Origin of the sequence: Bacillus sp. F2HM, assembly GCF_019266135.1 — a bacterium.
Lineage (GTDB): Bacteria > Bacillota > Bacilli > Bacillales > Bacillaceae > Bacillus > Bacillus safensis.
This window is the reverse complement of sequence record NZ_LRMO01000003.1, coordinates 26,850-49,532: the sequence shown is the minus strand read 5'-3', so window position 1 is coordinate 49,532 and position 22,683 is coordinate 26,850. Positions and strand designations below refer to the sequence as shown.

The window sequence follows — 22,683 nt, the reverse complement described above, 5'->3', positions numbered from 1 at the left end:
CCTAGATTTTGTTGAACCCTTGTTGTGTATATTTACACGGTCATGTAATTGATAAAGGGGAAGAGAAATAAATTCTTTTCCCCTCTGTCATTTAATTAAAATTCAAGAACTTTCTTCGCTGTTTCAAGTACGTCTTTATGGTTTGGAAGCCATACGCTCTCTGCTTGAGAGAAAGCAAATACAGTATCAGGTGCAGCTACACGAAGTACTGGTGCTTCCAAGCTAAGGATCGCTCTGTCATTGATTTCAGCTACTACGTTTGCAGCAATACCAGCTTGTTTTTGTGCTTCTTGAACAACGATCGCACGGCCTGTTTTTTCAACAGAAGCGATGATTGTTTCAATATCAAGCGGGCTTACTGTGCGAAGGTCGATAACCTCAGCAGAAACGCCTTCTTTTTCTAGCTCTTCAGCAGCTTTTAGTGATTCGTGAACCATTGCACCGTAAGTGATGATTGATAGGTCAGAACCTTCACGTTTCACGTCAGCTTTACCGATTTCAATTGTGTACTCTTCTTCAGGAACTTCCTGACGGAAAGAACGATAAAGTTTCATATGCTCAAGGAACACTACAGGATCGTTGTCACGAATTGCAGAAATTAAAAGTCCTTTTGCATCGTAAGGTGTTGAAGGAATAACAACCTTGATACCAGGCTGTTGTGCGATAAGACCTTCTAAGCTGTCAGCGTGAAGCTCAGGTGTGTGAACTCCCCCGCCGAATGGAGAACGGATTGTCACTGGAGAATGCCAGCGTCCGCCAGAACGGTAACGCATACGAGCCATTTGTCCAGAAACAGAATCTAATACTTCGTAAACGAATCCGAAGAATTGAATTTCCATTACCGGGCGGAATTCTTGTAGTCCAAGGCCAATAGCAAGACCGCCAATACCAGATTCAGCAAGTGGAGTATCGAATACACGATCCTCACCAAACTCTTTTTGCAATCCTTCAGTCGCACGGAATACGCCGCCGTTTTTACCAACGTCTTCTCCGAAAACGAGAACGTTTTCGTCATTTTTCAGTTCTGTGCGTAACGCATCAGTGATCGCTTGAATCATTGTCATTTGCGCCATGGCTTACTTCGACTCCTTCTGTTTGTAAATTTCAAGCTGTTCAACTAAGTTGAATGGTTTTACATCGTACATGTTTTCAATCAAGTCAGTGACTTTTTGCTTAGGCTGTTCGTCAGCTTCTTTGATCGCTTGTTTGATTTGTTCTTTTGCATCTTCGATCACTTTATTCTCTTCTTCTTCAGACCATAGGCCTTTGTTTTCCAAGAATTTGCGGTAGCGTACCAATGGATCTTTTTGCTCCCACTCGTTTTCATCTTCTTTTGTACGATATCTTGTTGGATCGTCACCAGCCATTGTATGTGGGCCGTAACGGAATGTAAGAGTTTCGATTAATGTTGGACCTTCACCATTTACAGCGCGCTCACGAGCTTCAGCAGTTGCTGCATAAACAGCTAATGCATCCATACCGTCAACTTGTACGCCTACGATACCAGCTGCAGCAGCTTTTTGTGCAATTGTTTGTGCAGCAGACTGCTTTTCAACAGGTGTAGAGATCGCATATCTGTTGTTTTGGACAACAAAAATCGCTGGCGCTTTGTAAGCCCCTGCAAAGTTAATACCTTCGTAGAAATCACCTTGTGAAGCTCCACCGTCACCAGTGTAAGTGATTGCAACAGCTTTTTTACCGCGCTTTTTCAAACCAAGAGCTACACCAGCAGCTTGAATGATTTGAGCACCGATAATGATTTGCGGTGAAAGTGCATTCACATCTTCAGGCATTTGGTTACCAACAAAGTGTCCGCGAGAGAACAAGAATGCTTTTGTTAGCGGAAGACCATGCCAGATTAATTGTGGTACGTCACGATATCCTGGAAGAATGAAATCTTCTTTCTCAAGTGCAAAGTGAGTTGCAAGCTGAGAAGCCTCTTGTCCAGCTGTTGGCGCATAGAAGCCAAGACGTCCTTGACGGTTCAATGAAATTGAACGTTGATCTAATACTCGTGTAAACACCATACGGCGCATTAATTCTTTTAATTGGTCATCTGAAAGATCCGGCATTGCCGCTTCGTTTACGACTTCGCCTTTTTCGTTTAAAATTTGAAACGTTTCAAACTGCTTTTTGATGGCATCAAATTGCTTTTTGCTATCAACAATTGCTTTTTTTGTTTTTGCAGCCATTCTAAAGTCACCTCTTCCTTTCTTTTAACAGTCCATTTGTCGTGAATCCATTTATACATACAGATATAGGATAACCCAAAATACGCATATGACTCCTGTATATAATAGCCACTAAGATCGTTGTCGAAACATTGGTTGACCAATCGTTTTTGAGCCCTTCTAACTGTATTAACGATAGTTCACAAAAAACTAATACAACTTCTGTTAACAAGGAATAGTTTACAACAAGAAAAATAGTCCGTCAATTGATTTAACGGCTTTATTTAAATAAATGTATTCGCTTTACTTTTTATGGTGAACTGTATCAATCTGTTTAACAAACAACCTAATCTGTACTAGTATAGAGTGCACTGCTGTACTACAATAGAAAATGTTTGTTTTTGTCGAAAAATAAAAAAAGAGCTGTTTTTCAGCTCTTTCAGATTGTTGACAAAGGGCTAAAATGATCTTTATTTTAACCCTTTGTCTTCTTTTCAGCGTGATAGAAAACCTTTGCAGTCTAGGAAGGACGAGTACCGGAGCGGAGCGAATTTGACATTCGTGAGCACCGGAGCACAGAACTGACAACGAATGCGAGGGTTTGTCTACACGCTGAAAGAGCTGTTTTTCAGCTCTTTTTCGACCCTTGATCTGCTGCATTATACAAAGCCTTTTTATGATCATTCAATTGATCTGTATATCGATTGAACTTCTTACTTTCTTTTCTGACTTTGCTATATGAACGATTCACGGTCTTCAGCTTTGACTTCAGCTCTTCATATCCGAGATCCTTTTTCTTCAAAGATTGATACAAATGCTGATCTTGTTTCAGCGCCTTTTGATACTCCTTGTAAAGCTGATCATATGACGCATATCGTTTCTCAATCGATTTGACCGTTTGATCTGCTTTCTCTTTTAACTCCGCATCTTGCAATCGTGCGGCAGATTCCTTTACCGTTTTCAATTCTTTTTTCGATTCATCCATACTGTCTTTTTCTGTCTTTAAATGTTCTTCTCTTTGTGCTGCCGATGCTAACGCCTGATCAGAAAGGCTTGCCACTGTTTTTGTATGGTCCTTTGTTGTTTGAATCATTTTTTTATACAGCTTCTGCTCTTTTTCTTCATAGCTTTGCAGTGTACCTTGCTCTTTTTCGAAGGATGCTTCTTTTTCACTCATTTTCGTCATTGCGTCCTGCATATCATTGAATGGACTTTGACCTCCGCACCCTGTCAGCAAAAGGGTACATATCCCCGCTAAAGCAGCACCTGCTTTCATGCTTCTTTTCATCTGTCTCATGACAAGGTCCCCCTTTACATCTCCACATACCACTATAATTTTTATAGACGTTTGTGACAAGGAAAGAGGTCAGTCAAATGAGGCGGAGAAGATTTTTTTCAAGCAATAGGCGCATGACTATACAAATAGTGCATTCATACATAGTTTATATTACACGCTTCGCCTTCACTTATGAGAGGCCAAGTGTATTTCCAAAGGAGGTCAAAAGTATGTCTAATTATAGTCATGGAAGTATGTATGGTGGATACGGCGGTTACGGATATGGTTTCGGTGGTGGATATGGCGGCGGCTGTTGTTACCCAAGTTATGGCGGTGGATACGGATGCGGATACGGCGGCGGACGTACATTCGCTTTAATCGTTGTGCTTTTCATCCTATTAATTATTGTTGGCGCAGCATTCTTAGGCGGCGGTGGCTGCTGCTAAGGCTGTTTAAGCCTCTGACCGGTCTCATAGGACCGGTCTTCTTTATTTCATTGCATATGTTGTGTATCATTTTATATACTTTACATACAAAGGAAATAGGAGTGAAGTTTTGTGATTACCATGGATGATATCGTAAGGGACGGACATCCCGTCTTAAGACAAACAGCTGAAGCGGTCGAGCTCCCGCCGACAGAAGAGGAAAAACAGCAATTAGCTGACATGATCGAATTCGTCAAAAACAGTCAGGATGCTGACATTGCTGAAAAATATGGACTAAGACCCGGCGTTGGATTGGCAGCTCCGCAAATCAATATTAGTAAACGAATGATCGCTGTTCACTGTGAGGATGAAGACGGAGAAGAATACAGCTATGCTCTGTTCAACCCGCGTATTGTCAGTCATTCAGTCAAAAGAGCTTATTTAGCGACTGGTGAAGGCTGCTTATCAGTTGATGAAGCCATCCCTGGATTTGTTCCTCGATATCAAAAAATCAGGGTCAAGGCCACTACGCTTGAAGGAGAGGACATTGATATCCGTCTAAAAGGGTTCCCTGCCATTGTCTTTCAGCATGAAATTGACCATTTAAATGGCATTATGTTTTATGATCATATCCAAAAGGATCAGCCGTTCGCTGAGCCAGAAAACTCTGTTGCGATCGGCAGATCATAACATAAAAAGAAGACCCGGCGATCTAAGGGTCTTCTTTTTTATTCTTCAATGAGGCCAAGCTGGGTCACTGCATGGAATATGCCGTCCTCATCTACTGGCTTTGTCACAAAATCAGCCAATGCTTTCAGTTCACTCACAGCATTTCCCATCGCCACACCTGTTCCAGCAAACGAAATCATTTCTCTATCATTCAGTCCGTCTCCAAAGGCAATGGTATCCTTTTGATCGTAAGGAAGTCTTTCGATGACTCGTTTGATTCCTTCAGCTTTTGATCCGCCTTTTGGCAGAACGTCTGTTGACAGCTCATGCCATCTGACAAGGTCAATTTCTTCGCGGAATGCCTTATACTCCACTTCCTCTTCTGCCTTACAAAATAACAGCATTTGAAAAATGTCGTTTTCTTTAAAGAAAGATACATCGTGCTCAGGATGCTCTGTTTTTAAAGTACCGATTCCTTCATGGATAAACGGATGATTCGGCACAGACGCCTTCATCGTTTCTTCTCCCATAAAAACGAGTGGATGATCATGACGATCCGCTGTCTCATAAATCCGCTCCATCAGCTCCTGCTTCAGCGGATTACCGTAAATAACGTCTCCCTCATACATGACATACTGACCGTTATAAGCAATGAATGAGTCAAGCCCTAATTCTTCTAAAATGGGCCGAATCAGAAAAGGAGAACGCCCAGATGCAATAAAGAGATGATGACCTTTTTCTTTTAATAAATGAACCGCTCGCTTCGTTGACTCAGGTATATTTTTATCATGATCATATAAAGTACCGTCGATATCAAAAAAGATGACTTTTTTATTCATATCTCGCCCTCCTGCCTTTCGTTATGTATATACACTCCCTTTCATCATACAGAAAGATTTCAGCTTTCGAAACCAATTCCTTTTGAAAGCGCCTATTTCCCACATATAACCATGTAACATTCAATAGAAACATCATATAATACAAGTATATAGAGAGACCGGAACACGCTGGTTAAGCTTACTTCAACCCGAAAGGAGGCGGCATGTGATGCTTCGTCGTCTGCGTAAGAAAATTCGAAGACAATGGAAGGACATGCTTCGCAAAAAATCGATTGCTTAAAGGGATCTTCCGCACATTTGCCGAAGGTCCTTTTTTCTCAGAGACTTTTCTTATGCGCGTTTTTTTAATATAATAGAATAAGCGAGTGTAACATACGGTATTTAAGGAGAGATTTGGATGATATATAAGGTATTTTTTCAGGCAAGTACTACTGAGGTACCTGTAAGAGAACACACAGATTCACTATACGTTGAAGCGGTTTCTGAAAGAGACGTACGCGATAAGTTGAAAAAACATAACTACAACATTGAATTCATTCAGCCTGTAGACGGTGCTTTTTTAGACTATGAACGAGAAAGTGAAAATTTTAAAGTATTGGAGCTATGAGAGGAATGAAATTTGTTAAAAACGATCAGGCGGCAGTTTTTGCGCTCGGCGGTTTAGGCGAGATCGGTAAAAACACGTATGGCGTTCAATTTCAAGATGAAATCATTTTAATTGATGCAGGTATTAAGTTTCCTGAAGACGAGCTTCTTGGAATTGACTACGTCATCCCTGACTATACGTACTTAGTTAAAAACGAAGATAAAATCAAAGGTCTTTTCATCACTCACGGACATGAAGACCACATCGGCGGTATCCCTTACCTTCTCAAGCAAGTGAATATTCCAGTTTACGGCGGCAAACTCGCAATCGGCCTACTTCGTAATAAATTGGAAGAGCATGGTCTCTTGAGACAAACAAAACTTCATATTTTTGAAGAAGAAGATACCATTAAATTTAGAAAAACAGCTGTGTCTTTCTTTAGAACGACACACAGTATTCCAGATTCTTATGGAATTGTCGTCAAGACACCTCCTGGTAACATCGTACATACAGGTGATTTCAAGTTTGACTTTACTCCTGTTGGCGAGCCTGCCAATTTAACCAAAATGGCTGAGATCGGAAAAGAAGGCGTTCTTTGTCTTTTATCTGATAGTACAAACAGTGAAATCCCAGAATTTACGATGTCTGAAAGACGCGTAGGTGAAAGCATTGATGACATCTTTAGAAAAGTCGATGGACGCATCATCTTTGCCACGTTTGCTTCAAACATTCACAGACTTCAGCAAGTGATTGAGTCTGCTGTTGCCAACGGCAGAAAAGTCGCTGTATTTGGACGCAGTATGGAGTCTGCTATTGATATTGGACAAGATCTTGGCTATATTAAATGTCCAAAAAACACGTTTATTGAACATAATGAAATCAACCGCCTTCCAGCAAACAAAGTGACAATTCTTTGTACTGGGAGCCAGGGTGAACCGATGGCAGCTCTTTCTCGTATTGCGAACGGTACTCACCGCCAGATTTCTATTAACCCTGGAGACACTGTTGTCTTCTCGTCTTCACCAATCCCAGGTAACAATATTAGCGTAAGCCGCACCATTAACCAGCTTTATCGTGCCGGCGCCGAGGTCATTCATGGCTCGCTTAATAATATTCATACATCTGGTCACGGCGGACAAGAAGAACAAAAACTCATGCTCCGTTTAATTAAACCAAAATTCTTTATGCCGATTCATGGTGAATACCGCATGCAAAAAACGCATATCAAACTTGCGAATGATTGCGGCATCCCTGAGGAAAACTGCTTTATCATGGATAACGGTGAAGTTCTTGCACTGAAAGGTGACGAAGCAAGTGTCGCTGGCAAAATCCCATCAGGCAACGTGTATATCGACGGAAGCGGTATTGGCGATATCGGAAACATCGTTTTAAGAGACCGCCGCATTCTTTCTGAAGAGGGCCTTGTTATTGTGGTCGTCAGCATGGACATGAAAGAATTCAAAATCTCTGCTGGTCCTGATTTGATCTCAAGAGGTTTTGTCTACATGAGAGAATCTGGAGACCTGATCAACGATGCACAGGATCTAATTTCAAAGCATCTTGAAAAAGTAATGGAACGTAAGACAACTCAGTGGTCTGAAATTAAGAACGAAATTACTGACACCCTTGCACCTTTCCTTTATGAAAAAACAAGACGCCGTCCAATGATCTTACCGATTATTATGGAAGTGTAATCACAAAAAGAGACACAGCCAAGCGGCTTGTGTCTCTTTTTTTCACCATTCATTGAAAAAAGCGCATATATACATATGCGGTTTCTCTCTTTTTATGATTGAATTGGGAGATGCTGAAAGCTTCTGACATCAAACAAACCCTTTGTCGTCATTTTCACATCAGGAATGACTGGAAGTGCCAAGAAGGACAGCGTCAAAAATGGATTAAAATCTAAAGTAAAGCCTGTTTCTTTCAACGCTTCATGGAGTGCATGAAGGCTTTCATTTACAAGATGTGCCGGCTGATCTGAAAGTAAACCAGAGATCGGTAATGGCAGCGTATGAAGAGACTGGCCCTCTTTGACAACCGTCAAACCGCCGCCTGCTTCTTTTAATGCGTCAATGGCTTTCACGATATCAGCATCATTTGTGCCAACCGCAATTAAATTGTGAGAATCATGCGCAACCGTTGTTGCAATTGCGCCCTTTTCTAATCCAAAGCCGCTGACAACCCCTATTCCCATTTCAGATAAGCCTTGATGGCGTTCGACAAGCACCATTTTTAATACATCTCTTTCTGTATCACTAGTGAATTGTCCGTTCGTTTCTGAAGGAGAGATTTGTTCTAATTTTGTTTCTAGCTGATTCGGAATAATGCGGATGACATTCATTTTTTGATGAGCTGTGATAGGCAGAGCCAGATCCTGCTCTTGAACGTCTATAGCATGAACAGATTGTAATAAGGCTGGACTCGGTGCAATTTTTTCGACACTTGGCTTGTACTCTCCATGCTGCGCCACCAATTCTCCTGCAATAAATACGCTGGTGATGTCTACTTGATGAAGATCAGAGACAAGCATAAAATCAGCATCAAAGCCTGGCGCAATGGCTCCCTTTGTTTTGAGGCCAAAACACTCCGCTGCGTTTAAACTTCCCATTTGATACGCTAAAAATGGGTCTAATCCTTCTTTTATAGACATACGTACTTGTTCATCAATACTTCCTTCAGCCATTAAATCATCTAAATGTTTATCATCGGTACAAAAGAAAAAGCGTCTCACATTCTTTTCATTCACAGCTGGTAAAACGTTTTTCACGTTTTTGGCAACAGAGCCTTCTCTCAGCATGACATACATGCCTCGTTTTACACGTTCAAGGGCTTCGCCGGCTGTTGTTACCTCGTGATCTGTTTGGACACTCGCTGTGCGGTAAACGTTTATTAAACGGTCTGTTAAGCCTGCTAGATGGCCATCAATCAATTTATTCTCATTTTGAGCATCAAGCAGCTTTTGAAGCATATCTTCTTCTGCCTGCTCCACACCGACGTAATCCATCACCTCGGCAAGACCAAGAACCTCTTTCTCTTGATACAAAGGCTTTAAATCTTTCGCTTTTAAAACAGCACCTGATCGCTCAAAACTAACTGCCGGTACGCAGGATGGCAGCATGAAATAAATATTTAAGGCAGCTTTTCTCGCTTCTTCCAGCATAAAACGGATGCCTGTGATCCCTGACACATTGGCAATTTCATGCGGGTCTGTTACGACAGTTGTCACACCGCGCGGGACGACAGCTTTGGAGAATTCAGCAGGGGTAACCATAGAGGACTCGATATGAACGTGGCCATCAATAAAACCGGGTATAAGCATTTGACCTGTTGCATCCAGCTCCTGTTCTCCCTCGTACTCTCCAATCCCTACTATTTGTCCATTTTCAACAGCGACATCAGCGTCTAGCCATTCCTGGTTAAACACGTCCATAACCTGCGCATGTTTAATCACTAGGGCTGCTTTTTTTCTCTTTGCAGCTACCTCAATTTGATGTCTGAAAAGCTCCTTATCCAACGACACTGCCTCCTCCAAGTAAACAATATAATGTTTCTTATCGTAAACGAATCTGTTTGCCCAGTCAATGACATTTAGAGAAAATCATCCAGATAAAAAGACTGATTTTTATTTCTGAATAGTGATAATTGCATGAAAAATATGATGATTGACTTTAGCTGTTTATGCAGAACAAAACAGCCCTTTTAAATGTCTTCTTTCCTCTTCATTGTCCACCTCATGTGTACACAATCATATTAAAAAACACCCCGCCCAGGAGTGTTTAATAATCGTTCTGCATTTCTCGTTTTTCAAAGCGTCCGATATCGGCAACTGCCCCAATGACAATCAGAATATCTTCTTTTTGAATCATTTCATCTGCGAGCGGTGAAACAATCACTTCTTTCCCACGCTTAATCGCCACAATATTAATGCCATATCTCGCTCTAATATCGAGATCTAAAAGAGAATGCCCTGCAAGCCTGCTGTTGGCAACGATTTCAATGAGGCTGTACTCATCTGACAGCTCAAGATAATCTAATACGTTATTGGAGATGATTTTATGTGCAATTCGTCTGCCCATGTCCCGCTCTGGATGAACGATGCGATCAGCCCCAATTTTATTTAGTACCTTTTCGTGATAGTCGTTTTGCGCCTTTACTGTGACCATTTTGACGCCAAGCTCTTTCAGCATAATCGTCGTTAAAATACTGGCCTGAATGTTTTCACCAATCGCAACGATGACATGATCAAAATTGCGGATACCGAGATTTTTTAAAACAGATTCGTCCGTCGAATCGCCAATCACCGCATGTGAGGCAATTTTCGTGTATTCGTTCACTCGATCTTCATTCATATCCATGGCCATGACTTCAAGTCCTTCTTCGCTCAGCGCCTTGCAAATACTTCCGCCAAAACGCCCAAGACCAATGACTGCATATTCCTTTTTCATCTTCAGACTCCTTTTATCTCACTTACCATGCATTTTACTACGGTTTGATTAATGAATCCATATGCAAGCGAATTTTTTTGCGGAATGCTTCACTTAAATAAAGATCTGCTCCTTTTTCAATTTCACTGCGGTAATGACCTGGCGGAGCAATTTCTTCGCTCTTTTGAAGAACTAGAAAGGTTAAACAGTCTTCATATATTTGATCACCTATTTTGACATCGACAAAAGCTGGACGATATGTGCCCTCATAGACGCCTTCTCGTTTGTACAAATATCGAATGGCATCAAAAGGAACCTCATATAAAACGCCCTCTGTTTCTCCGCCGTCTTCTACCATATCGGCTCTTGATCCATCAGGCCTTACCAATGTAAATCTAGTTGTAAAGCCGTTCAGAGCACCGCCGCCGATGATTTGTTTAAAATAATGATCAACTTCCGCCAGTTTAAATCTTGCATCATCCATACAGGAGCCATAGGCAAAATAATAGAAGGATGCCGGCTGCTGCTGCCACATTCTATATTCCTTCCAGCAGCCGCTCTCGATCTCCTTCAGCGATGATGCCTTCTGCTTTGGTAAAGTGTATGTAAGAGCCGCCACCGGCCCTTGGTCTGTCATGACATCGATCTCCTGCTTGTCATACCCTTCCTCAAGTAAATCTATCTTATTCAGCGTGCTTGCGGTTACCTCGTACAATTCTCCATATACTGTGCTTTTCTCTTTTGGAACGCACACAGGGTATCCTTGACCTGTATCATAGATTCTGCCACTGATCCAAGCTGATTTAGCTAATGGCCTGCTTTCTTTCATATACGTCTCGTGGTGCTCTTCATGCTGCAGAAGCGTCCCATATACAAATAAAGCTTTCGCCTTCATGAAATCACGTCCTCTCGCCTTGCTGCTGTCTGCATTTTTGCCACACAGGTAAATAGATATGAAAAGCTGTACCTTTTCCCAGCTCACTGACCACATCCATCCTACCGTGATGATCTTTTAAAATTGCTGCACAGATGGTGAGGCCAAGTCCCGTCCCTTCTGTTTTGGTGGAGAAGAAAGGATCATATATTTTCTGAATATCCTCTTCAGACATCCCTTTTCCTTCATCTTGAATGGTAATTTTCCATTCGTTCATCACTTTTTCTGTTGATATGTATATACTGCCGCCTTCAGGCATAGCCTCAATGGCATTTTTGATTAAATTAATGAACAGCTGCTTCATTTGGTTAGCGTCTGCTAATATAGCGCCGGCATCCTGCTTTTTAAATGGCTGTTTGAGATCAATATTCGAAAGGACTGCATTGGTTTTTAGCAATGTAATGACCTGCTCTAACAGTGCATGAAGCTGAACTTCTTGAAACTGGACCGACTGCGGCTTTGCCAGTACAAGCAGCTCACTTAAAACAAAATCAATCCGTTTAATTTCGGAAAAGATAATGTCAAAATAATCGGTTCTTTCAGGATATTGCGTTTTCATCAGCTGCAAAAAGCCGTTTACTGAGGTCAGCGGATTTCTGACTTCATGGGCGATTCCAGCGGCTATTTGTCCTGCAACGGCCAGCTTTTGCGCCTGCATTTGCAATTGTTGATTTGATTTTTCAAGCTCAAGCTTTGCCAGCTTTTGTTTTGTAATATCTGCAACTGTTCCAATACCTCCAGTAAACTGGTGCTGCTCATCAAAGTAGAGCTTATAATGAACGTCTCCCCATACTTTCTTCCCCTCTTTATGAAGAAGCTGCAGCTCGATCCGCCCTGAATCTTTATGCTCTTTGATGACAGATGACAAATGCTGAATAACTCTTTCTTCTTGATCAAAGTACTGATTGTACATCGTACCTAGACATTCATCTATATCATAGCCGGTCATTTGTTTCCATGCTTGATTTAAGAAGATGATGTGCCCTTTTTCATCTGTTTCAAAGACAATTTCTTGCAAGTTATCTGTAATTCGATTCAGCCGCTCTGTCAGCTTGTGTGCTTCTTTTTCTCTCTTATTTAGATCTGACACAAGTAAATTCAAGCGGTCTACATATCCCGAGACAACCCAGATCCCTGCTAACACAACGACTGTAAAGGCTAGATCGAGCGGCCAATTAATTTGATAGCCGCCTAGATAATAAAAGAAATCCCAGCTTATGATTAAGATAAATGCAAGAACAGATAACACGATCCGCACTTGATATGTTTTGTTCAAATGATTCCACCTGCCGCCCTGAGATTCTTTGTCAATTGTACCATTTTCCACTTATTTTTTGAGGGAGATGGGGCATTTTTAAGGAACTTTTTTAAAGAAAAAATAGCCTGTTCTCAGCACAAAGGAAGAGAGCAGGCTATTTTGATTACTTCTGAAGAGCTTCTTGCAGCTCTTTTAACAGCAGTTCTGCGCCTTCAGCGCTTAATGTAATTTGACCATTTCCATATTCATGGTTCTCTGATGTAATCTCACCAGTCATGAGACAAACGCCCTCTGGCTGATATTTTTTCAAGACGATTTTATCTCCATCTATAAAAAATTCCATACTGTCTTTAATAGCGATATCAAGTGCTCTTCTCAATTCGATTGGCATCACAATACGCCCTAGTTCGTCTACTTTTCTTACGACTCCGATAGATTTCAATTTCGTTCCCTCTTTCTTTCATTAGCTCAAGATCAATCTGTTTTTCACCAATTGATATATCGTAGACGTAAGAGATTCTTAAAAGGTTTCTCCTCTATAAAAATTTTTTTCATAAAAGAAAAAACAAAGGGAAAATTTATTGTGATTGTCAAAATGATACTTGAATTTTACAGATTCATTTCAAGGTGATCACAAACCCCCACAAATGACATCAACCCTCTGAACTTTTAAATGTAAAATTGTTTAAAACAGCAAAAATAGAGATTGGGTGAAAACATGTTTCAAAATGCCGAAATTGGAATTGATTTAGGAACAGCTAACATATTGGTTTATAGTAAAAATAAGGGAATTATTTTAAATGAACCTTCCGTCGTAGCAGTCGATACAGAAACAAAGACTGTACTTGCCGTCGGATCAGAAGCAAAAGAAATGATCGGGAAAACACCTGGAAAAATTGTTGCGATCCGTCCGATGAAAGACGGTGTCATCGCTGATTATGATATGACAACAGATTTACTTAAACAAATCATGAAAAAAGCAGGAAAAAATATCGGGTTTACCTTCAGAAAGCCAACTGTCGTTGTATGTACACCTTCTGGTTCAACAGCTGTTGAGCGCCGCGCCATCAGCGATGCTGTGAAAAACTGCGGAGCAAAACATGTGCATTTAATTGAAGAACCTGTTGCAGCTGCAATCGGTGCTGATCTTCCGGTAGACGAGCCTGTTGCGAACGTCGTAGTCGATATTGGCGGCGGAACAACAGAAGTTGCGATCATTTCATTTGGCGGCGTTGTCTCTTGTCATTCGATTCGAATTGGCGGCGATCAGCTGGATGAAGATATCATTACGTTTGTCAGAAAGAAATATAACCTATTAATCGGCGAACGGACGGCCGAGCAGGTGAAAATGGAAATTGGGTATGGTCTCATTGAACATGAGCCTGAATCATTAGAAGTGCGCGGTCGCGACCTTGTGACAGGTCTGCCAAAAACGATCACACTTGTCTCTCATGAAATTCAAGGCGCCATGCGAGAATCACTTCTTCATATTTTAGAAGCGATCCGTGCCACACTAGAGGACAGCCCTCCAGAGCTAAGCGGAGATATTGTAGACCGCGGCGTCATTTTAACTGGCGGAGGCGCTCTTTTAAATGGAATACAAGAATGGCTTTCTCAAGAGATTGTGGTTCCAGTCCATATTGCAGCCAATCCCCTTGAATCTGTTGCAATTGGAACAGGTCGTTCATTAGAAGTGATCGACAAATTGCAAAAAACTTTAAAATAATCTTCTTGTTCTACTTCTTTTTTTGTCATTTCGATCATATCGTGAGAAATGGATAAACGTGAAGGAGGAAGAACATGTTGCTTGATTTAGGTAAACGGGTCGTTGTCACAGTCATTTTAACGGGTATTATTTTAGGAGGAATGAGCCTGTCGTTTTCACATATGCCGCCTTCTAATGCACAGCCTGTGAAACAACTGAACCGCTAAAAAAGCCGCCCAAAAGCGGCTTTTTTATTTTGGCTTTAAACGGGCTCCCCATTTTCCTTTTCGGTCATAAATCTGATATGATGAACATGACTAAAGGAGGGTTTTTTTATGAGTTCATTTGAAAAACAACTAGATCAATATGCGAAGACCATCGTTGAAGTCGGTGTGAATGTACAAAAGGGGCAGGAAGTCGTTGTATCGGCATTTACTGAATCTGCACATCTTGTTCGTCTTGTAGCGAAACACGCGTATGAGCGCGGGGCGAAAAACGTACATATCCGCTGGAGTGATGGTGTTCTCACCCGTTTAAAGTATGAACATGCGCCACAGGATGTATTTGAGCAATTCCCTGAATGGGAAGCACAGATGATGGAAATCATCGCAAAACGCGGAGGCGCTTTTATTACCATCCTGTCAGAAAGCCCTGACCTTTTGCGAGGCATTGATTCGAAAAAAATCGCTGCACAGCAAAAAGCTGCTGGTTCAGCACTACATACATATCGTCAATACGTTCAATCTGACAAAGTCGCTTGGACAGTCGTAGGTGCTGCATCAAAAGAATGGGCGAAAAAGATTTTCCCTGATCATACAGATGAAGAAGCTGTCACGTTATTGTGGGATCAAATCTTTAAAGTCGCACGCGCTGATCAAACAGATCCAGTTGAGGCTTGGAAAAAGCACGATGCGTCATTAAATGAAAAGGTCAAAATACTCAATGAACGCCACTACCACAAGCTTCATTATGAAGCACCGGGCACAGACTTAACGATCGAGCTTCCAGAGCAGCATATTTGGGTAGGTGCTGGCAGCGTAAGTGAACGCGGAGTCTCGTTCATGGCCAACATGCCGACAGAAGAAGTCTTTACCGTACCGAAAAAAGACGGTGTAAACGGGACAGTCTCAAGCACAAAGCCGCTCAGCTATGCTGGAAACATCATTGATGAGTTTTCATTAACCTTTGAAAATGGCCGGATTGTGGATGTGAAAGCAAAAGAAGGCGAAGATATTTTAAAATCTCTCGTTGAAACAGATGAAGGCTCTCATTATCTAGGTGAGGTTGCCCTCGTACCAGATGATTCACCAATTTCTAACTCAAATATTCTTTATTACAATACACTTTACGATGAAAATGCATCAAATCACCTTGCCATCGGCAGCGGATATGCGTTTAATATCGAAGGCGGAAAAGAAATGAAACGAGAGGAATTGGATGCTGCGGGTGTGAACAGCAGTATTACACACGTTGATTTTATGATTGGTTCAAAGGAAATGAATATTGACGGAATCACAAAAGACGGGAAACACGAACCGATCTTTCGAAATGGAAACTGGGCGATTTAATCAAAAAAAGACATCCTATGGATGTCTCAGATTGAAGACAAAGGGCTAAAATGATCTTTATTTTAGCCCTTTGTTTTCTTTTCAGCGTATAGAAAACCTTTGCAGTCTAGGAAGGGCGAGCACCAGAACGGAGCGAATTTGACATTCGTGAGTACTGGAGCGCAGACCTGACACCGAATGCGAGGGTTTGTCTACACGCTGAGACATCCTATGGATGTCTTTTTTATTTATGCGTAAAGCTCTTCAAGTCTTTTTTGGATGTCTTGATCTGATAAAAACTCATCATATGTTGTTTGTTTATCGACGATGCCATTTGGCGTCACTTCGATAATCCGGTTTGCGACTGTTTCAACAAACTGATGGTCATGAGATGAGAAGAGCATGGCTCCTTTAAAGCTCATGAGACCGTTATTCAGCGCTGTAATGGATTCTAGGTCTAAGTGGTTCGTTGGCTCATCCAGCAGCAAAATATTCGCTCCAGACAGCATCATTTTTGATAACATACAACGAACCTTTTCTCCTCCTGATAAGACACTTGCTTTTTTCTTCACTTCTTCCCCAGAGAAAAGCATACGTCCTAAGAAACCACGCAGGAAGCTTTCGCTTTGATCATTCGGAGAATATTGACGGAGCCAATCAACGAGATCAACGTCATTTCCTTCAAAGTATTCACTATTATCTTTCGGGAAAAAGGCTTGTGACGTTGTGACGCCCCATTTAAATGATCCGCTGTCTGGCTCCATTTCACCAGCAAGGATTTTAAATAATGTGGACACAGCAAGCTCATTACGGCTTAAGAACGCAATTTTATCTTCGCGGTTCATAATAAAGCTGACATTATCCAGTACTTTTACACCGTCAATTGTTTTTGATAGACCTTCTACTTGAAGGACATCATTTCCGATTTCACGCTCTGGCGCAAAATGAACATACGGATATTTACGTGAAGACGGCTTAATGTCATCTAAAGAGATTTTATCAAGCAATTTCTTTCTTGATGTCGCTTGCTTCGATTTAGAAGCGTTCGCACTAAACCGGGCAACGAATTCTTGAAGCTGCTTAATTTGTTCTTCTTTTTTCTTATTCGCTTCTTGGCTTAGTTTCAGCGCTAACTGGCTGGACTCATACCAAAAATCATAGTTACCGACGTATACTTGGATTTTTCCGAAATCAAGGTCCGCAATATGTGTACATACTTTATTTAAGAAGTGACGATCATGCGAAACGACGATGACGGTATTTTCAAAGTTAATGAGGAACTCTTCGAGCCACTGGATTGCTTGTAAGTCCAAGTGGTTCGTCGGCTCATCGAGAAGAAGAACGTCAGGCTTGCCAAATAAAGCTTGAGCTAAAAGTACTTTTACCTTTTCAGAACCGCCAAGCTCAGACATTTTCTTCGATTGAAGGCTTTCTGGAATGCCAAGACCCTTTAATAGGATTGCTGCTTCACTTTCAGCTTCCCAGCCGTTTAATTCGGCAAATTCACCTTCAAGCTCCGCTGCACGAATCCCGTCTTCATCTGAGAAATCAGGTTTCATATAGATCGCATCTTTCTCCTGCATCACATCATATAGACGTTTGTGACCCATGATGACGACTTTCAGCACTTCAAACTCTTCGTATTCAAAGTGGTTCTGTTTTAAAATCGCTAAACGCTCGCCAGGACTCATATGAACATCGCCCGTTTGAGGCTCAATTTCTCCAGAAAGAATTTTTAGGAACGTTGATTTACCAGCTCCATTGGCACCAATTAATCCGTAACAGTTGCCAGGAGTGAATTTAATATTTACTTCTTCAAATAGTTTACGATCAGCAAAGCGCAAACTAACATTATTTACTGCAATCATTTATTAATCCTCCATCACTCATTCATCATTATGAAGTATAACATGAATAACGTTTGATAGAAACGTCTCTCGCTAAGAACGAAGGCTTTTTGTCTATTATGATATAATAAACGGGAATGATTGATTGAAGGAGTTCGGGCGATTTGAGATTACTCACACTGTTGGAATACTGTTTATTGATTTTCTTTATGGGCATTTATTTATCTGCAACAGGCTTTAATGCGAGGGACTTTGGGCTTTATATTGGGCTTGTCCTCATTTACACACTGGTCCACATCTTTTCCAAACGCTTTTTACAAAAGCGGGGAAAAGAAAACCAAAAGATCGGATTGTTTCGATCCGTTTTAGCCATTACCGGATCTGTGTTCGCTTCTGTTCTTGCGATTGTAATCATTGTTACGGTGCTCACACCAAATTAAAAACGACCCTTCTGTAAGGGTCGCTCGTTCAAGTACCTTTCTCTTGCCCATGAGAAGGTGCTTTTATTTTGTCTGTCGAATATCGCCAAATGGGAAGAAAACAAATTCTGATGTCCCGACAACCCGATCCTTTTCAATGAGGCCAAGTCCATTTCGGCTGTCCATGGAATTGAGTCTGTTGTCCCCCATTACAAAGTAATCGTTTTTCGGTACTTTCACTGGACCAAAATCTCCAGTTAAATGCACTTCATACTCTTTCGCATGCGCCTTGTTCTCTTTTAAATAAGGCTCATCTACTTTTTTACCATTAATGTAAAGCGTATCATCCTTCATTTCAATCGTATCACCTGGAAGGCCGATCAATCGTTTGACATAATGAATCTTCTGACCATCTTTTCCATTAATAATCACAATGTCACCGCGTTTCACACCACCGAGATAATTAATGGTTTTGTTGACAAACAGCTTTTCCCCGTCATGAAGGGTCGGTTCCATTGACTCTCCTTCCACCACATACGGTTCAAATATAAACGTACGGATGAGCAAGACGAGCGCAAGTGCGATTAAAATGGCTTTGATCCATTCAAACAGTGAACTTTTCTTCTCTGTTTTGGCTTGCTTCGCATCAGATTGAATGTCATTTTCGTTTTGTTTGTTTTCTTCGTTCAAAATACTGCTTCCTCCTAAGACTTTCTGCTAAAAGACTTGAAACGTGAATTGAATAACTTTACTTTATCATATGTCAATTAAAAATTCACAAGACAACCATCTAATTAGATATTTTTTCCTAATTCACTGATAATTAAACAAAAAGAAGCACCGTTTTACACGATGCTTCTCATCTGCATTACGCTTCTTGCCTAACTGGTTTTTTCAAAATACCCAGTAAAATCGCTGTCACAACGGCACCGATTAAGATGCTGATGATATAAAGAACTGGATGATTTGTTACCCAGAAAACAAATAGTCCGCCATGCGGTGCAGGAAGCGTCACTCTGAAGAATTCCGTTAATCCGCCAGCAACTGCTGCACCAATAACAGCTGAAGGAATCACACGAAGAGGATCTGCCGCCGCAAATGGGATTGCTCCTTCCGTGATGAAGGCAGCTCCCATGAAGTAACATGTAATCCCTGCTTCACGGTCACGTTTTGAAAACTTATTTCTAAAGATCGTTGTTGCAAGTGCAATACCTAGTGGTGGTACCATTCCGCCTGCCATAATTGCAGCATGCGGTGCATAGTTGCCAGCAGCAATCATCGCAAGACCAAATGTGTAAGCCGCTTTGTTAATTGGGCCTCCCATATCAATTGCCATCATACCAGCTAAAATAATACCCATTAAGACAAGGTTTCCCGTACCTAATGATTCAAGCCAATGTGTTAATCCGTCCATCACCATTTTCACTGGTGTGTTGACAATATAATGCATGATAATGCCTGTGAAGAAAATACCGAACAATGGATACAGCAGAACCGGTTTAATCCCGTCGAGTGTCTGCGGTACGAATGTGAATACTTTTTTGAGCAGCACAACAATGTAACCTGCTAGGAAACCAGCAATCAATCCGCCTAAGAACCCTGCACCTGCTGCTGACGCCATAAAACCACCGACCATACCTGGCGCAAAACCTGGACGATCTGCAATACTCATGGCAATAAATCCAGCTAATACCGCAACGATTAAGGCAAGTGCATTATCGCCGCCAATTCCTTTTAAGACAGCTGCAAATGAATTAAATGAAGGGTCCTTAGGATCTGCTGAGTTAATGCCCCAGAAGAATGAAATCGCAACAAGGATACCGCCTCCGACAACAAATGGAAGCATGTTACTTACACCACTCATTAAGTGCTTGTAAAATCCGCTTCTTCCTTTGCCAGATGATTCATTTTCGTCTTTAGAAGAACTGCCGCCTGAACCTTTATAAATCGGCGCATCTTGATTGATTGCTTTTTCAATTAATTCCTGTGGACGGCGAATACCAGCTGTTACAGGGACTTCAATGACATGCTTGCCTTTAAAGCGTTCCATTTCTACTTGCTTGTCCGCTGCCACAATGATGGCTGGTGCTTCTTCAATTTCTTTTGCTGTAAGGGCATGTTTAATACCGCCAGAGCCGTTTGTTTCAACTTTAATGTCAACGCCCATTTCTTTTGCTTTTTCTTTCAAAGCATCTGCTGCCATAAATGTATGGGCAATGCCTGTCGGGCAAGCTGTTACTGCTAAAATTTTAGCAGGTTTTCCTTCTGCTGCCGGCTCCTCTTGAACTTCCTCTTCTTCTTCATCATCTTGATCATGTGTATTGATGATCTCAATGATTTCATCTTCAGTCGCCGCTTCAAGGAGCTGCTTTCGAATTTCTTCACGCATAAGAAGTGTGGATAAACGAGAAAGTGCCTCTAAGTGCGTGTTGTTTGCGCCTTCAGTTGCGGCAATCATAAAGACAAGATGACTCGGCTGCGCGTCTAGTGATTCATAATCAACGCCAGCAGTTGAGCGGCCAAATGCAATGGCAGGCTCTTTTACACTTGCTGTTTTAGCATGCGGGATGGCAATTCCTTCGCCAATACCAGTAGAGCTCTGTTTTTCACGATTGATCACAGCTTCTTTGTAGCCCTCTTTATCATTTAACTTGCCTGCTGTATCTAAAACAGTGACCAGCTCTTCAATGACTCCTTCTTTCTGCTGGCTGTTTAATTGAAGCTTAATGGTATGCTTCGTGAGTAGTTCTGTAATTTTCATGATGACTCCTCCTTTAAATGCGTGTGACTTTTACTTGTGGTAATAGTGTGTCAACAAGCTCTTTTGTGCCAAGCTCCTCAGAAAAGGCTGTAGCGCTTCCTGAAGTAACACCAAGCTTAAATGAATCTTCAATTGAAAGGCCTTTTGAAACGCCGGCTAAAAACCCTGCAACGACTGAATCTCCTGCTCCAACTGAATTAACGAGCGTTCCATTTGGAACATTGGACTGATAGATTCCTTCTTTACTGAATAAGAGGGCGCCATCTCCAGCCATGGAGACGATGACATGTTCAGCACCTTGTTCTAACAGCTTTTTCCCATAAGGAATTGCTTCTTCTGCTGATGAAATACTCGTCTCAAACATTTCACCAAGCTCATGATGATTTGGCTTCATTAAGAACGGTTTCATGTCTGCTGCTTTTTTTAACGCTTCGCCAGAAATATCAAGAACAACTCTTACACCTTGCTCTTTGCAAACTTCAGCAATGCGCTCATATGTGTTATGAGGTAATGAAGAAGGAATGCTGCCAGCTAAAACCACGACATCTCCTTCAGTCAGTGAAGAAAATTGAGATAGAAAAGACTCAAATTGCGCTTCAGTAATTGATGGGCCGAGTCCGTTGATTTCTGTCTCTTCACCTGTTTTTAGTTTCACATTGATTCTTGTATCTTCTGACACCTCGTGAAACGCTGTTTGTAATTGTTCGTTCTGTAAAAAATCTTGAATATATTTGCCTGTAAATCCACCAATGAATCCAAGTGCTTTTGATTCAACACCGTGACGTTTTAATAGCCTTGAGACATTGATTCCTTTACCACCTGGATATTTTTGATCATAGGTTGAACGATTTAAACCGCCGACTGCAAAATCCTCCACGTGTACGATGTAATCAACTGATGGGTTTAAAGTAACTGTATAAATCATGTTTTCACTACCTTTATAACCGTTTTTTCATGGTAATTATCGAATGAATCCTCTTTTGCGTCGTTTGTGATAATGGTGGCTTCCTGTAAACTAGCAAAGGCTGAAAACGATATTTCGCCAAACTTCGAGGCATCTGATAAGATGTAGGTTTTTTTCGCCTGTTTCATGGCTCTTTTTTTCATGAGAGCTTCCTCTGGATCAGGTGTTGTAAAACCCGCCTCAGGATGAATGCCGTTTGTCCCAACAAAGCTTTTGTCAAAACGATAATTTTCCATCGCTGTCAGAGCTGCGGCTCCCACCATGGCTCCTGTTCGATGTTTCACTGATCCGCCTATCAAGTAAAAGGTAATGCCTTTTCTCATGAGTGCTTCAATGTGCATCACACCGTTTGTCACCACGACAATATCTTGATCTGGATCGATATATTCAATCATTTGCTGTGTGGTTGTACCTGCATCTAAATAAATACAGTCGCCCTGTTTTAAAAGAGATGCCGCTGCCTCTGCTACCAATGACTTTTCTTGAAGGTTTTTGGCAGATTTCTCAAATACATCTGGTTCAAGGCGAATACTCGAAATCTTGGCTGCTCCTCCATGAACCCTTTTAAGAAATCCTTTTTCTTCAAGGGCTGATAAATCTCTTCTAATTGTAGATTCAGACGCATCCGTCATCATCGTTAAGTCCTGTATTTTAATGACATCATTTTCTTCTAAGCTGTCGATAATGAGTTGATGTCTTTCCGGTGTTAACATGAGAACACCCCTTTTGAAAACGTATTCATTTTGCGCGCACCTTTATTGTAATCGCTTTTTTCAACATTATCAATACAAAACAATCAAATACATTCAATAACTATCAAAATCTTTCACCATGGTCATCTTACCTTTATATGTA

22 protein-coding genes are annotated in these 22,683 nt (G+C 41.3%); 8 read left to right on the top strand and 14 right to left on the bottom strand.

The genetic code is table 11. The features are described 5' to 3' along the window. Positions 1–95: 95 nt before the first annotated feature. The 3 genes from pdhB to AWT60_RS03135 form a co-directional block, all read right to left on the bottom strand. Complete coding sequence (pdhB, locus tag AWT60_RS03145; protein ID WP_012009824.1) at positions 96–1,073, bottom strand: pyruvate dehydrogenase complex E1 component subunit beta; 978 nt, start codon at positions 1,071–1,073, stop codon at positions 96–98. A gap of 3 nt (positions 1,074–1,076) precedes the next feature. Then, the gene (pdhA, locus tag AWT60_RS03140) at positions 1,077–2,192 is read right to left on the bottom strand and encodes a pyruvate dehydrogenase (acetyl-transferring) E1 component subunit alpha (RefSeq protein ID WP_024424754.1); all 1,116 of its coding nucleotides are present in this window, start codon (positions 2,190–2,192) and stop codon (positions 1,077–1,079) included. Positions 2,193–2,799: 607 nt separating this feature from the next. After that, positions 2,800–3,468, bottom strand: a complete 669-nt coding sequence (locus tag AWT60_RS03135; protein ID WP_041108850.1) for a YkyA family protein — start codon at positions 3,466–3,468, stop codon at positions 2,800–2,802. Between the two features lie 233 nt (positions 3,469–3,701). Here AWT60_RS03135 and AWT60_RS03130 point away from each other — a divergent pair, with 233 nt between their 5' ends. Both AWT60_RS03130 and def read left to right on the top strand, forming a co-directional pair. Further along, on the top strand, positions 3,702–3,893 hold the full coding sequence (locus AWT60_RS03130; RefSeq protein WP_029706718.1) for a YjcZ family sporulation protein: 192 nt from the start codon (positions 3,702–3,704) through the stop codon (positions 3,891–3,893). A gap of 111 nt (positions 3,894–4,004) precedes the next feature. Continuing rightward, positions 4,005–4,562 carry a peptide deformylase gene (gene def / locus AWT60_RS03125; RefSeq protein WP_024424751.1) on the top strand — a complete coding sequence of 186 codons (558 nt, stop codon included), beginning with the start codon at positions 4,005–4,007 and terminating at the stop codon, positions 4,560–4,562. 38 nt (positions 4,563–4,600) lie between these two features. On the opposite strand, the gene AWT60_RS03120 is transcribed toward def, so the two are convergent. Further along, positions 4,601–5,380, bottom strand: coding sequence for a Cof-type HAD-IIB family hydrolase (locus AWT60_RS03120; protein ID WP_024426890.1), 780 nt, complete (start codon positions 5,378–5,380; stop codon positions 4,601–4,603). A 397-nt stretch (positions 5,381–5,777) separates the two neighbouring features. On the opposite strand from AWT60_RS03120, the gene AWT60_RS03115 reads away from it, so the two are divergent. Together AWT60_RS03115 and rnjA are read left to right on the top strand one after the other, a co-directional pair. Next, positions 5,778–5,987 (top strand): DNA-dependent RNA polymerase subunit epsilon, encoded by a 210-nt coding sequence (locus tag AWT60_RS03115; RefSeq protein WP_008345114.1) that lies wholly within the window; start codon positions 5,778–5,780, stop codon positions 5,985–5,987. Positions 5,988–5,992: 5 nt separating this feature from the next. After that, positions 5,993–7,660 carry a ribonuclease J1 gene (rnjA, locus tag AWT60_RS03110; RefSeq protein ID WP_012009818.1) on the top strand — a complete coding sequence of 556 codons (1,668 nt, stop codon included), beginning with the start codon at positions 5,993–5,995 and terminating at the stop codon, positions 7,658–7,660. Positions 7,661–7,752: 92 nt separating this feature from the next. Here the strand turns inward: rnjA and ade are convergent, their stop codons facing one another. The 5 genes from ade to AWT60_RS03085 form a co-directional block, all read right to left on the bottom strand. Beyond that, positions 7,753–9,483 carry an adenine deaminase gene (gene ade, locus AWT60_RS03105; protein ID WP_041108848.1) on the bottom strand — a complete coding sequence of 577 codons (1,731 nt, stop codon included), beginning with the start codon at positions 9,481–9,483 and terminating at the stop codon, positions 7,753–7,755. 262 nt (positions 9,484–9,745) lie between these two features. Further along, a complete protein-coding gene (locus AWT60_RS03100) occupies positions 9,746–10,414 on the bottom strand; it encodes a potassium channel family protein (protein ID WP_041108846.1) in 669 nt (222 codons plus the stop codon). A gap of 37 nt (positions 10,415–10,451) precedes the next feature. Continuing rightward, complete coding sequence (locus AWT60_RS03095; RefSeq protein WP_041108844.1) at positions 10,452–11,288, bottom strand: gamma-glutamylcyclotransferase family protein; 837 nt, start codon at positions 11,286–11,288, stop codon at positions 10,452–10,454. Positions 11,289–11,292: 4 nt separating this feature from the next. After that, positions 11,293–12,603, bottom strand: coding sequence for an ATP-binding protein (locus AWT60_RS03090; RefSeq protein ID WP_041108841.1), 1,311 nt, complete (start codon positions 12,601–12,603; stop codon positions 11,293–11,295). Between the two features lie 145 nt (positions 12,604–12,748). Further along, a complete protein-coding gene (locus AWT60_RS03085) occupies positions 12,749–13,027 on the bottom strand; it encodes a transcriptional regulator AbhA (protein ID WP_024424746.1) in 279 nt (92 codons plus the stop codon). A gap of 276 nt (positions 13,028–13,303) precedes the next feature. On the opposite strand from AWT60_RS03085, the gene mreBH reads away from it, so the two are divergent. From mreBH to AWT60_RS03070, 3 genes are all read left to right on the top strand, one after another. Further along, positions 13,304–14,311 (top strand): rod-share determining protein MreBH, encoded by a 1,008-nt coding sequence (gene mreBH, locus AWT60_RS03080; protein ID WP_024424745.1) that lies wholly within the window; start codon positions 13,304–13,306, stop codon positions 14,309–14,311. A 74-nt stretch (positions 14,312–14,385) separates the two neighbouring features. Continuing rightward, positions 14,386–14,517, top strand: a complete 132-nt coding sequence (locus AWT60_RS03075) for a protein YkpC (protein ID WP_003210922.1) — start codon at positions 14,386–14,388, stop codon at positions 14,515–14,517. Between the two features lie 108 nt (positions 14,518–14,625). After that, positions 14,626–15,858, top strand: coding sequence for an aminopeptidase (locus AWT60_RS03070; RefSeq protein WP_218676895.1), 1,233 nt, complete (start codon positions 14,626–14,628; stop codon positions 15,856–15,858). A gap of 227 nt (positions 15,859–16,085) precedes the next feature. On the opposite strand, the gene AWT60_RS03065 is transcribed toward AWT60_RS03070, so the two are convergent. Beyond that, on the bottom strand, positions 16,086–17,705 hold the full coding sequence (locus AWT60_RS03065; protein WP_024426884.1) for an ABC-F family ATP-binding cassette domain-containing protein: 1,620 nt from the start codon (positions 17,703–17,705) through the stop codon (positions 16,086–16,088). A gap of 143 nt (positions 17,706–17,848) precedes the next feature. Here AWT60_RS03065 and AWT60_RS03060 point away from each other — a divergent pair, with 143 nt between their 5' ends. Continuing rightward, positions 17,849–18,124, top strand: coding sequence for a hypothetical protein (locus tag AWT60_RS03060; RefSeq protein ID WP_041108837.1), 276 nt, complete (start codon positions 17,849–17,851; stop codon positions 18,122–18,124). A gap of 63 nt (positions 18,125–18,187) precedes the next feature. On the opposite strand, the gene lepB is transcribed toward AWT60_RS03060, so the two are convergent. The 4 genes from lepB to AWT60_RS03040 form a co-directional block, all read right to left on the bottom strand. Continuing rightward, entirely contained in the window at positions 18,188–18,760 is a 573-nt protein-coding gene (lepB, locus tag AWT60_RS03055) for a signal peptidase I (protein ID WP_029706712.1), read from the bottom strand. A 211-nt stretch (positions 18,761–18,971) separates the two neighbouring features. Next, positions 18,972–20,864 (bottom strand): PTS fructose transporter subunit IIABC, encoded by a 1,893-nt coding sequence (locus AWT60_RS03050; protein WP_041108835.1) that lies wholly within the window; start codon positions 20,862–20,864, stop codon positions 18,972–18,974. A 13-nt stretch (positions 20,865–20,877) separates the two neighbouring features. Continuing rightward, on the bottom strand, positions 20,878–21,789 hold the full coding sequence (gene pfkB / locus AWT60_RS03045; RefSeq protein WP_041108833.1) for a 1-phosphofructokinase: 912 nt from the start codon (positions 21,787–21,789) through the stop codon (positions 20,878–20,880). Further along, positions 21,786–22,541: a DeoR/GlpR family DNA-binding transcription regulator gene (locus AWT60_RS03040; RefSeq protein WP_024424739.1), complete on the bottom strand. Its 756-nt coding sequence runs from the start codon at positions 22,539–22,541 to the stop codon at positions 21,786–21,788. Before AWT60_RS03040 ends, pfkB begins: the two co-directional genes overlap by 4 nt. Positions 22,542–22,683: the final 142 nt, after the last annotated feature.